The organism is Pedobacter sp. GW821-FHT01D05 (genome assembly GCF_059422505.1).
On sequence record NZ_JBWKXA010000001.1, the window covers coordinates 1,973,031 to 1,986,246 of the forward strand.

At 37.5% G+C, this 13,216-nt stretch carries 5 protein-coding genes; 1 reads left to right on the forward strand and 4 read right to left on the reverse strand.

The features are described from left to right. Window positions 1-75 precede the first annotated feature (75 nt). The 3 genes from AC07VK_RS07945 to AC07VK_RS07955 all read right to left on the reverse strand — a co-directional run bounded on the left by AC07VK_RS07945 (window position 76) and on the right by AC07VK_RS07955 (window position 10,835). Window positions 76-4,200 carry a hybrid sensor histidine kinase/response regulator transcription factor gene (locus tag AC07VK_RS07945; protein WP_492959549.1) on the reverse strand — a complete coding sequence of 1,375 codons (4,125 nt, stop codon included), beginning with the start codon at window positions 4,198-4,200 and terminating at the stop codon, window positions 76-78. A 179-nt stretch (window positions 4,201-4,379) separates the two neighbouring features. Then, window positions 4,380-8,270: a TIM-barrel domain-containing protein gene (locus AC07VK_RS07950; RefSeq protein WP_492959551.1), complete on the reverse strand. Its 3,891-nt coding sequence runs from the start codon at window positions 8,268-8,270 to the stop codon at window positions 4,380-4,382. Window positions 8,271-9,290: 1,020 nt separating this feature from the next. Beyond that, a complete protein-coding gene (locus tag AC07VK_RS07955; RefSeq protein ID WP_492959553.1) occupies window positions 9,291-10,835 on the reverse strand; it encodes a glycosyl hydrolase family 28 protein in 1,545 nt (514 codons plus the stop codon). Between the two features lie 493 nt (window positions 10,836-11,328). Here AC07VK_RS07955 and AC07VK_RS07960 point away from each other — a divergent pair, with 493 nt between their 5' ends. Next, the gene (locus AC07VK_RS07960) at window positions 11,329-11,628 is read left to right on the forward strand and encodes a hypothetical protein (protein ID WP_492959555.1); all 300 of its coding nucleotides are present in this window, start codon (window positions 11,329-11,331) and stop codon (window positions 11,626-11,628) included. Window positions 11,629-12,317: 689 nt separating this feature from the next. On the opposite strand, the gene AC07VK_RS07965 is transcribed toward AC07VK_RS07960, so the two are convergent. Beyond that, entirely contained in the window at window positions 12,318-13,106 is a 789-nt protein-coding gene (locus AC07VK_RS07965; RefSeq protein ID WP_492959557.1) for an NIPSNAP family protein, read from the reverse strand. Window positions 13,107-13,216 lie beyond the last annotated feature (110 nt).

A 13,216-nucleotide genomic window follows, 5' to 3' on the forward strand; every position in this document is an offset into this window, starting at 1 on the left:
AGGGGTAAACAAACCGAAAAAACCCCAAAAGAATGCTTCGGGGCCAATTATTAAAAAATAGATGAAGGCTACTTGCTATTTACCTTTTTTAACTGTGGTATTAATATTATTGGAAAACGGCTTGCGGAATTTTTTAATGTACTGCGATGGGTTCATGTTAAAGAGCTTATAAAACTGCTCTCTAAAATATTTCGGATCGTTAATACCCACCATGTAAGAAGTTTCCTGAATGGTTTTATCGGTATTGATAAAAATTTCGGCAGCTTTTCTTAACCTGATGAAACGGATAAAGCCATTCGCTGACTGACCAGAAATGGATTTTATTTTGCGGTAAAGATTAGATCTCGACATGCCAATAGCCGCAGTTAATATATCGATATTGAAATCGGGGTCGATCAGGTGTTCTTCTACAATACGGATACAGCTATCCAAAAACTCTTTGTATTCTGCAGAGATTTTGGTATTGTTAGAATTGAGGGTAATCTCATTATAAAAATATTTTTGCAGGGCATTTTTACTTTTTAATATACTGGCTACCCTCGCCTTTAAAAAATCTTTATCAAAAGGTTTGCTAATGTAATCGTCGGCCCCGCCTTCTATTCCTTTAAGTTTAACTTCTGGTGCAGAAATAGCGGTCAACAGGATAATTGGAATATGAGAAACGGCTACATCTTCTTTTATTTTACTACAAAGTTCTATGCCGGTTATACCATCCATCATTACATCACATATCACAATATCGGGCAATAGCTCTTTTACCATATCATATCCGTCTTCTCCGTTGCTCGCTTCATAAAGGTGATAATCCATTCTGAAAACCTGTTTCAGGTATTCTCTGATCTCGATGTTATCATCAATGATCAATAGTGTTTTCAAATCCACAGCGAGCTGACTATCAATCAATGGTTCTTCTGCTGCTTTTACGATATTATTTGCCGTAATTTCATCCTCTATTAACTCTTTAAACAACGATGAATCGGTATCTACCAATTCCTCCTGCAAAATTACCGCATCTTTAAAATGGCTTATTCCCTTTAGTAAAGCAATATTAAATGTAGTGCCTTTATTTTCGACGCTGGTATAACTTATCGCTCCGCCATGCATTTCTATAAAATTCTTGGCCAGGTACAAACCGATACCGAAACCTCCCTTTGCTGATTTATTTCCTGGATCCTGATAAAATTTTTCATAGAGTTTTTCTCCTGCAAAGTTGGTAATACCACAGCCTGTATCTTCTATAAGTACATTTATATTCTCCTGGTTACTTTTTACAATCATTTTAACCGTACCGCCATCGGCCGTAAATTTTATGGCATTTGCAAGCAGATTAAAAAACACAATCTCTATTTTTTCCCTATCAGCATAAAATGGGATCAATTCATCAGCGCATATAAACTCAAATACAATATTTTTAGACCTGGCCTGGTGCACAAAACAAAGAAATACTTCTTTACACAAACTCACCAGATTTACCGGAGCTACTTTTAATTTCCCGCCGTAGGTATCTGCTTTTCTGAACAATAACAATTGATCTACCAAACTTAAAAGCCGTTTTGCATTTCGGTACACAATATTTAAATCAGTGGTATCAACATTCTTATCGTTCTTGTATAAAAGCTCTTTAACCGGATTGATAATTAGTGTAAGTGGCGTACGAAACTCGTGCGATACATTGGTAAAAAAAGAAAGTTTCTTCTCGCTAAGTTCTTTCTCTTTTTCACTCTCTACATGGGCCAGTTTCACCTGAAATTCGAGGTTTGCGCGATGCTCACGGTATTTAAGATAGGCATAAATCATCCCAAAGAAAGCCAGTCCATAAATACAAAAAGCCCACCAGGTACCATACCATGGCGGTGTAATGGTAATTATAATAGAGTTGCCCTCCATATTCCAGATGCCATCGTTATTTGATGCCCTTACCTTTAACACATACTTACCGGGATTTAAATTGGTATAGGTAACTTTATGCTCACTGCCACTGTAATTCCATTTCTTGTCGAAACCTTCAAGAAAATAAGCATACTTGTTTTTTTCGGAAAGCGTATAATTAAGCGCTACAAAACCAAAAGAAAGCACACTTTGGCTGTAAGGCAAAGTAATCTCCTTAGTCATGTACACCGGTAATTTTAAAGGAGAATCATCACCTGGCAGAATTAATTTATTAAAAATAGAAAAATCGGAAAAATAAACCGCCGGGGCCGTTTTATTATATTTTAGCTGTTGTGGGTTAAAATAAACGATTCCTTTACTTCCTGCCAGGTAAATTTCTCCTTTTGCATTTTTACAGATAGCGGCATTGGCATAAACACCGTCTTTCTCATCGTAATTTTTCACCATTTTATTTACCGGATCAAAGAGTGAAATGCCCTGTTCGGTAGTTACCCATAACCTGCCATTATTATCTTCTACCAGATCGGTAAAAACATTGCTCGCAAAACCGTTTTGCTTTGAATATATTTCGAAAGTATCTGTTTTAGCTACATATTTATTCAATCCATCGCGGGTGCAGATCCAAACATTTTGATGTGAATCCAGATAGAGGCTATTTACAATATTATTGCTAATGCCACCTTTTCTTGAATTATCGATCATGTAATTGCTAAACTTTCTGGTTTTAGGGTTAAAGCGACTGAGCCCGCTTCCGTATGTCCCTATCCAAACATTTCCCTGCGCATCTTTTAACAGGCAGTACAAATGGTTATTACTTAATGAAGCCTGGTTTTTAGGGTCGTTAAAGTAATGTGTATAACTGCGGGTTTTATCATTATATACTTTCAAACCAGCATCGGTAGCCAAATAATATTCGTTATTGTTTACCTCAATTAAATCTCTAAAAACATCTTCATTAAAAAAACTACCAAGTGCCGAGCGGTGATGATGGTGAACAAATTTATTCTCTTGCTCCTCGTAAAGATCGAAACCATTTTCGCCCAGCACCCATAACCTGCCCTTTAAATCGGTAGATAAGTTAATAATATCAGAGCTGGATAAACTATTCGCATTACCGGTATGCAGCAATTTAATTACTGAACGATTATCGGGATTATATTTAAACAAACCTTTGTTTGTGCCTATCCAAAAAATCTTACCATAACTGATGATGGATTTAACTTCTGCCTGGTCAAAAGGAAGGGAGATAAAATTAAATTTATATTGGTTAAAGTCTATTTTACTGAGACCATTTTTACCACAAACCCATATCATTCCTGTTTTATCGCGGTATAGCCCCCCATTGGCAAAAAAATCGAGTTCTTCTATTTTCTCCCATTTATTTAATTCAGTGTTTACCCAAAATAATCCGGCATTTCCGCCAACCAGCATTTTTTTTGCACCTAAACTTAATATACTAAATACTGAGGCGTTACCAGTGCCTTTACTACTGAAGGTGTTGAATTTCCCTATTTTCGGATCGAATCTGAACAGATCACCTTTCCAATAACAACCAACCCATATCATACCATCGGCATCTATACTAAGTGTCCAGATATCATTTGGATTTTTTTCACCCGCTATTTCCTTCTGCGTGTAATTGGTAAAGCGCCTCGTCTTTTTATCAAATTTATTTAATCCTTTGCTCCAATTGCCTAACCATAAGTTACCTTCTTTATCTTCTGCAATGGCATTAACGGATTTTCCTTTAATGGCATTTGGATTTTTAATGTTGGGCTGATATACTGTAAATGATGCTGAGTTTTTGTTAAAAAGGTTAAAACCATCGTCGGTACCTACCCAGAGCTTATTTGTTCTATCGATGAGCAGCGACCATATTTTATTATTGCTCAACGATGTCCTCTTGTTTTCTTGATGATAAAAACGCTCAAATTTCTCTGTTACAGGGTCGAATTTATTTAAACCGTTCATGGTAGCCACCCAGAAAACACCATTCTGATCTTCTACAACAGCATTGATATAGTTATTGGTTATTGATGTGGTATCGCCCGGGATATTTACATAAATTTTAAAAGAATAGCCATCAAACTTACACAAACCGTTTTCGGTACCTACCCATATAAATCCCCGCTTATCTTTTAAGGCAGCTGTTGTACTTTTTGAGGGCAGCCCTTCGTTTATGCCATATGTTTTAATTACATAATGGCCTGCTATTACTGGCTGTTTATTTACAGGGAATACCTGCGCTTTAACATGAGTAAAGAGGAAAAAAAATTGCAGAATAAAACAAGCTAGACTAATTAATCTCATAGTTGAACAACAAAATTTGATGGGAGAATGCCTTAGCTAAACCCCGCCTCTTTCTAAAATAGACGAGTTGTAAAGATACACTTTGCAAACTTATTACCGAATCTATTCTGGTGTTCTAGTTAGTGCCAATAAAAAAGAGGCCGATTAAAAACCGACCTCTCTGCACTAATCACTACTAACTAAAATTTAACTGAATTGAGATTCTTATCTACTAAAATGCCTTCACTAATTTTAAGCATGAACTGTAGTTTGTGTTTTGCCTTTAATTTAATGATAAACAGATCGGCAGTTTCGTTTAAAGCATCTTTGTTACCTATGTTTACAAAGGTTGGGTACAAAACCTTGGCACCACTTGTATGCTGGCGATCGTTGGTCAGGTTATCCATCTGTTTGGTATTTAAAGGCTGAATGCTTACAAAATCATAATCCTGTGCACTGTATGGTAGTGCAAAACTTAAAGCATTTACTGATTTCAGGTTTATTCCTTTTACTTTGATTTCGATGATTTCGTCCTTGTTGTAAGCTTGTTTAGCAGTACTGATTTCCAGTTTACCTGCAATTTTATCGATTTTAGCATTTTTCACACCTCCTTCAAGCTGTGTGGCCACAACTGAAATATCATAAGCATCGATCAAGTTGTTTTTATTGATATCGCCATTGCTGATATAACCTTCAAAATCGGCATCACCTTTTCTTAAACCGGTATAGTTAATATAAGAAGTTAAATCATTCTTATCAATTAAACGGTCGTTATTAATATCCCCCGAAAGATAACTTTCGGTACCAGGAACCTTAAACACATACAGCTCCCTACCTGAACCAAAACCACCTACGCCATCAGCAACAGCAATTTTGATGTAACGTGCAGCAGGATGTGCAGTGAAATTAAATATTTTAATTTCGTCGCTATTGGCCCATTCAAATGCACCAGCTTCTGTCCAGTTTTCTTTATTATTGCTATAAAATACTTTACCTTTTAATAAAATTCCGTTCCCTCTTCCTGTGCGTGGCAGGTAGTGGAATTTATCCAGTTGATTGACCGATTTCAGATCAATGATCATATCAAAAGGAACTGCTTTAACACCCCATTTGGTATGCCAGGTATTACCTTCGTCATAATCGAACAATTTATTGATACCAGAACCTCCTTGATTTTCTACTGTAGTTTCGGCAACAATACCCTGAATAGCAAACTCAAGCGGGTTGGTTTTAGTAGTTGCCTTAATTTCGGTCCAATCCGAGTAGCCATCTTTGTTTACTGCACGCAATTTAAAGGTGTAAGCTGTTTCGGCCAATAAACCATCAAATAATAAAGCAGTATCGCTGATAGTAGTGTAATGCATATCGTTAAAATCGATTTCATAAAAATCTGCATTGCTCACTTTGGTCCAGCTTGGTGTTAGCGTATAGGCTTCTCTGTTTTTATCACTTACCCTTGCATTAACAGGAGCAGTTAATTTCCCTGTTAACATGCGTTGTTTATCTACAGGCTCAAATTTAAAACCGTCTATACTAAGTGTTACCGGATTGATGGTAATATCAGTAGACTGAAGTTTAACCAACAATTGAGGGTTTTTAACCATTGCCACTTTTTCAAACTCGCTTCCTTTCGTAGCAAAACGGTTTAAGTTTGGTGTAGCATCGTAGAAATAAACGTTAGACTGTTTTAAAAACTCTTCTTTTGAGTTTGTTTCTGTCAATTTTATTTTGCTGTTTCCAACTTTTGCCGTTAACCTTTTTGGTTTTTCGGTAACGTTGATCACAAATTCGGTTGTTTTTTCTTTCACAAAGCCATCGAAATCACCTTTTGCAGGATGAATGGTAACCAAGGCATTGTTCTTCCCATCTAGTGCTGATTCAATCAAAGTAGAAGCGCCTTTTCCCAATTTGTAGGCTTCTGTTGCACCGTCGTCATCGTATTCCGTAAATGAAGTTTTTCCAAAAGGATATAATTCATAAATACGGTTTGCTTTATTGATTTCAGCAACGTTGTTATTAGGATTCGTCATCGGGATAATGGCGCCATTTTTCACAAAAACAGGCAATTTCCATAACGGCGAATCAAAACTATTGAGAATACTGTTCCCTGCATATTTTTCTCCGGTGAAATAATCAATCCATACTCCATCTGGCAAATAAATACCATTACGGATATCGTTACCTTTCTCATCTGACTTGGTTGCCTGATAAATCGGTGCAACTAAAAAAGAAGGCCCGTACAGGTATTGATATTGTGTTGAAGTACCTTTGGTATAGGCATTTGGATACTCCAGAAACATTGCCCTTATAATCGGCAGTCCGGTAACCGCTTCTCTAGCTACGCTATAAGTGTAGGGCATCAACTCCGATTTCAGTTTTAAATAATTACGGTTAATCGAGGCTACAGGCTCGCCCAATGCATGTGGATATTTTTCGTTAGCGCCCCAACCGTCCATGTTTAATTCCATAGGCGTAAAGGTTTTCCATTGGAAATCGCGGGTGTTGATGGTTAGATTTTTACCACCAAAAATACCATCCATATCGGAAGTAATATTCGGTTGACCTGATAAACCAGCCCCCAAATAGGTAGGGATGTGGAAACGGATATATTCCCAAACGCCACCAGTTTGATCACCCGACCAAATACCTGCATAACGTTGTGTACCTGCCCAGCCATCTAATGAAATGATAAACGGACGACTACTATTGCCATAATAAGGCATAATCTGCGCTACATCGGCAACGCCATTCAAGCCGAACGAATAACCCGCGCCTACCCAGGCCACATCGGTTTTTAATACACGAACGCCTGCATCTCTGGCTTCTTTAATAATATCGCGCTGCAATAACGGACTTACTTCTGCTTTAGGGTGTAGATCGGATTGTGTCCAAAGTCCAATTTCAACGCCGTTTTTACGGGCATAATCGCCAAAACTTTTCAGGTTCTGAATGTTGCCATCTAATGTTTCAGTTTGACCATAACCTGCGCCATAACCATCATTTGGAAGCACCCAGCCCAAAGGCATATCGTGTTTTTTATAACGGTCGATCACCGCACGGGCTGAAAACTGATAATTATTTTTTTCGCCGTTAAGCGATTCTTTTATACCGCCATTATCTTTCTGGCTTTCTTTGTAACGTTTGCCATCTTCAAATAAAGTTCCTTTTTCGTCTTCTTTCCAAAAATCGCGGTTGTAAGCGTTCAAATGGCCCTGGTAGAAGCCAAATTTTGGCAACAGAATCGGATTTCCGGTAAGTTGATAAAAATCGTTCAATAAAGGGACTGCTCCATCGTTAACCATAAAAAAAGCATCCAGGTAATCGGTTTCATGTGCCAATTTCACCAATCCTTTTTCTTTAGCCCCAAAATTGTAATTTCCTTTGCTAAAGGTGTGCCACATAACAGCATAACCATTGGTAGACCAATAAAAAGGCGTTGGCGAAGCAACTCCCCCATCCGTCCAGCTGTTTTGGTTTTCGATAGAAATGGCTCTTCCCTTGTGTGAGAAACGACCGTTCTGTACACCTCCGCCATAAAAATACTCCTGCGGATTTTCTTTCAAACTCAGGGTTACTTTTCCTTTTTCGAACTGAACCGGCGCTAATTCTTCAACAGCCACAGCTTGTGTAGCAAGGTTGATAATTTTGATCAGGGAAGTATTTTTATCGAAAAGAACGGTAATCTTACCGGTAGATATGAACAGTTGATTATTCTCATCTTTAACATCTAGTTTTGAAACTGGTCTGCGTGGGTTTTCCACTAAAATTTTGGCTTCTGGTTTAGCTTCCGGATCACGTATAAAACCTCCCGTAGGGTCTTCGAAAAGACGGAAAATATGATCATTGTAAAAATCTAACGTTAAACGTTGATTATCAGAAAGCAACAATTCTACTGTGGTGGTATTAATCTTTTTTGCACCAATCACTTTGGTAACTTTTTCTGCTGCCTGATTGGTTTTCTGAGCAGCTGGCTGAGCAGAAGCAAAAAATGGAGTGGCAATTAAAAAAAACGCACATGCCAAAACAACGCTTTTAGGTTGATTTTTGAGATTGGCTATTTTAAAGTTTTTTAAGAAATAATGCGGGGTCATTAAATTTTGATTTGGTTATGTGTTTATGTGTAAGCAAGCATTTAGCTTTAGTTGCTGTGGGCTAAAGTTAGCAAACACATTAAAGGATCTAGTGCGTTTTTAGGTATAAAAACCGCGCAATCGTTTGCCTATCTAATTTTTTACCAGAGATGGAGTGATGTTTTCTATCATTAAGAAATTAAGGGCATTAAGGTAGTAGAAGATCGATTTCACAGAACTGATTCAGCAATCGTCCTCCTGGACTTGTTTCAGGATCTAAAATTGCGTCATTCTGATCCGATAGCTATCGGATTTATTTCAGAATCTTTATGGTTAGTTTTTTGCCACGGAAGCACAGATTTGCACGAAATAATATTATTAGGAGTTATTTAATGTGGTCGTCATTCCCGCGCAGGCGGGAACCTTAAAGCGGTCGCTATTCTTGTCCTTTGCGCAGTCTTGCTTCGGCTGCCGATGAAAAATCGGTACAGGTCCACCGCCGCCGAGGGCTCTTTCTTTTTTCAGTTTTGTATATTTTTTTATAGGCCTTCAAGCTTGCTTCGCAGGTTGGCTTGGCCCAAAAGAAACAAACCTGAGCGCAGCGAAAGCATGCCTGCCGTTAAAAATAACAAAGACCAAGGCATAACTGAAAGGCTTGGAACTGATGTCAGATAAATTCGTCAAAGCTTTTTGGGTCGCCAGCACAAGCCCCTCCCGAAGAATGTTCGGGACAAGCTTATAAAGGATCGGGGAGTGCGTGCTGCCTCGGGGTAGTGGTAGGTTGAAAGAAGGTGCAAAAGCTTTAACGTCCTGAGCGTAGTCGAAGGATCTCCTTCCATCATTTCCTAGGCCGATAGCATGGGGCATATTGCAGTATGCAGTAACTTGTTTTTTAGCCCTTTCCCTTTCAGGGGAAAGGTGCCGATAGGCGGATAGGGGTTTAAGGTAGTAAAGATTATTAAAGTTATAAAAAGATCAATAATTGATGTTTAATGGTCACCAGGTAATGAACTAATGACCATTGAACAAATGACTAATGAACTAATAAATCACTTCCGAACTATTGTTTACCATGTACTGAGGTTTAGCGCCGGCGGCCGATTTCACTTCAGTAAATTTTATCTTTTCGGCATCATTTACAACAACTTTTGACTGCTCTGGCAGTGTGACGTTCGTGAAAGTTACATTTCTCAAGCGGTGGGCTGGATCTTTAAAACCATTGATATTAATTGTTGTACCTGCATCTGAAGCCATAGACATATCTATATTTTTGAATACAAAATTTTCGAAGGTAGGGATCTGTGGTGCGGCTTCACCATCGTTGTTGTAATTAACTGCTGAGAAGATCGTAATCTGCAATAGTTGACAATCGGTTACGGTTACATTTTTTACATAACCACCTCTATCTTTTGTTCCTTTTATCTGCATGCCATGTAATAATTTCCCAGCTTTGCAGTCTTGTACCAAAACATCGCTTACCCCACCAGACATTTCGCTGCCAATCGAAATACCATGACCGCGTTTAAAGTCGCAATCTGTTATCCGTACATTTTTGGTTGGTTTGGCTACAAAAAAGCCTTCAGGGTTTTTACCCGATTTAATGGCAATACAATCATCACCAGTATCGAAAGTACAGTTAAAAATATAAGCATCAGTAGAAGAATCGGGATCTATACCATCCCCGTTACGGATATTTACAGTGATGATGTTTAAATTCTGACAGGTTATGTTGTTACTATAGATATAATGAATGGTCCAGCAAGGAGGTTCAGTAATCGTTAAATCAGACAAACTTACGTTCTGACAGTTCATTAAGCAGACTAAACGGCCTCTGCTTCTTATTCCACTGGCTTTGATCATCGCATCGCCAAGTTTTTTCCCTCCGCCACTAATGGTGCCTTTACCTGTAATTCTTAAATCTTTCACATTATAAGTTCCATTGCGGTTAAGCGTACCTGCATTGAGTAAACTGGCATATGTTTTCAGCTCCCAGCCTTCGAAACGGTTTAAGATCATCGGCAAATAATCTTCTACAATTGTTGACCCTTTTAATACTGCACCTTCTTCTATCCGGAGGGTCATATTACTTTTTAAATAGAGTGCACCTGAAACGAAAGTCCCTTTAGGGATATAGACCGTTCCGCCCACACTACAGGCGTCTATCGCTGCTTGAATCGCTTTCGTATTACTGGCCATACCATCTCCTTTTGCCCCGAAATCTAAAATATTGAATATTTTTCCCTTTACCCTGGTTTTAAAACGTAGAGTATTTAAGCGGGCAGTCTTATTTCCTTTAACATTTACACTTACCGTATACCAGGTATTTGGATTCAAATTTTCGATCGTATAATTGGTTTTTCCTGTAGTACCGTATACTTTACCGTTTAAAGAGATTTGATAAATTACATTCGGCGCCTCATATTGTTTATCCCACAATAAGGCCGCAGTATTTTCTGACAAGGTACCTGGGGCAACTAAAAGATTAAACTGATTTATGGCCCTTGCACCAGCCCTGAACGACAGAAAAACGAGCATAAACAACAGCAACTTCTTGCTTATTTTATTGATAAGTATCGGTACAATCATGATGAGAAAATTATTTGGTTAGCGAAATAATTACGGGTACTGCAGTTATCTCTTTACAAAGATAACTGGCTTATCAGATTAACTGTCATGCGCTATAGGGTACAATATTTAAAGCAATAATATATCTATCAAGAATGATTTTTATTTCGATTTATATGCTAAAGGAATCGGGAACGAGGATTTGCGAAAAAGATTTCTTCAGGTTTCTATAAATACAGGGCTAGAACCGCAATTACCTATACTATCAAAAAAAATACAAAGCACAAAATAGTTTATTTTTTATACTACCTGACCATAAAACATTGATTAGTTATATTTTAAACAAAGTATTTTTGCATGATAAACTTAAAAAACAATCGAATGGCAAGCATTTTGCAAGTGTTTATAAAATTGCTTATTACAAATGAATTCCCCCCTATCAAAATCCTATAGCTGTGTAATTATAGATGACAGCCAAACGAGTATAAAAACACTTGAGCACTTTGTTTCCAAAATGAACAAACTCCAACTAAAGGGAAGTTTTACAGATGCAATAGATGCCATGGCCGCCTTTTGGACTTACGGGAAGATTGATTTTCTATTTCTGGATATCCAGATGGAAATATCAGGAATTGATATAGCCAGAATGCTTCGAAACAGCGTAAAATTTGTTGTATTTGTAAGTAACGATTACGATAATACCATTGCTAAGGGCAACTGTTTTTTATTTAAACCGCTCGATTTTAGAAAATTTGAAGACACGGTAAATCAGCTGATTCTGACTGAACATAAGGATAAAGAAATACTTTTGTAAGTAGCTCCCTGATGATATTCGCTTTTATCTTTCTACCATTAAGTAATTAAGAACATTAAGATTTCATAGCTTATTCCTAGCGATCGTCCTCCAGAACTTGATGCAGGATTTATCCAGGCTTATTTTTTCGCCACGGAAGCACAGATTTACACGGAATTTAATTTTGCTTTGCGCTTTAGTCTTTCAGCTTTTACCTTTCTTACCATTAAGCAATTAAAAACGTTAAGATTTTTATAGTTCGGTCCCGGCGATCGTCCTCCTGAACCTGGATCTATCCAGCTTGGATTATTTTTTTTGCCACGGAAACATAGATTTACACTGAAATTAGTTTACCTTTTGCTTTCAGCTTTTACCTTTCTACCATTAAGTAATTAAGAACATTAAGATTTCATAGCTTATTCCTAGCGATCGTCCTCCTGAACTTGTTTCAGGATCTATCTGGATTGGATTATTTTTTTGCCACGGAAACACAGATTTACACGGAATTTAATTTTGCTTTAAGCTTTAGTCTTTAAGCTTCTACCATTAAGTAGTTAAGAACATTAAGATTTCATAACTCGTTTCCGGCGATCGTCATCCTGAACCTGATCTATCCAGCTTGGATTATTTTTTTGCCACGGAAACACAGATTTACACTGAAATTAGTTTACCTTTTGCTTTCAGCTTTAGTCTTTCAGCTTTTACCTTTCTTAAAAATCTGAATAGTCTGTAGGGTAAACAAATTTAGTATCGTTTTTAGAAACATTGTGCTGATATTCTGGCATGGCTGATAACTTCTTCCAATAATCATCTGCAGAGAAAGCCTTCCAGTGTGCGTCCCTATCTGCCTTATTTTCGAAAGTGGTTAAATACATGAGGTTAGGCATGCGACTACCGGCGATTACTTCTCCATAAAATACGGCATTAAAATTGAGTCTTTTAAATAAACCGATTTCATCACCTTTATTAAACATTTCAACTTTATTCTTAAAATATTTCTCAGTAGGTGCCTCATAACTTCTTAATTCGTAAACCCGTTCTTTCATCGGCGATTTTAGATTAGGGAGCATAAAATGAGGAGCATCCTCAAAAGCCTTTAAAACAATAGATTCTAATCGCTCATAAGGAGTTTCAGTATAAGCTGCATCAAGGTAAGTTTTACCGTCAATGGCATGTTGTTTATCTTTGGCTAACTTTTCATCCAAGTCCAGAACGCCATTGAACGATTTCAAAGGAATAAATACATAAATAAGCTTTTCTGTAACCACAGCCTGATCGCTTACAATTGGCTTAAATACACCAACTTTTGTAATTCCGATACGGTGCAATGCGGGTAAATATGCATTCTGCAGATAATCATCTACTGTTTTTTCTTGTGCATCGGTTTTCAAATGGTAAATTTTGATCTGATAGAAATCTATCTTCGATGCATTGGCCACAAATGCGCTGGATAACAGCACAAATAAAAACAGACAGGATACTTTAATTCTTTGCAACATGGTTAAGGATGATTAGATAATGCAGCAAAGTAACAATTTATTTTAATGATTGAATAAAAGTAGCGTTGAGTCATTACATTTTTAGGGAGCCAATGACAGATAAACAAAGG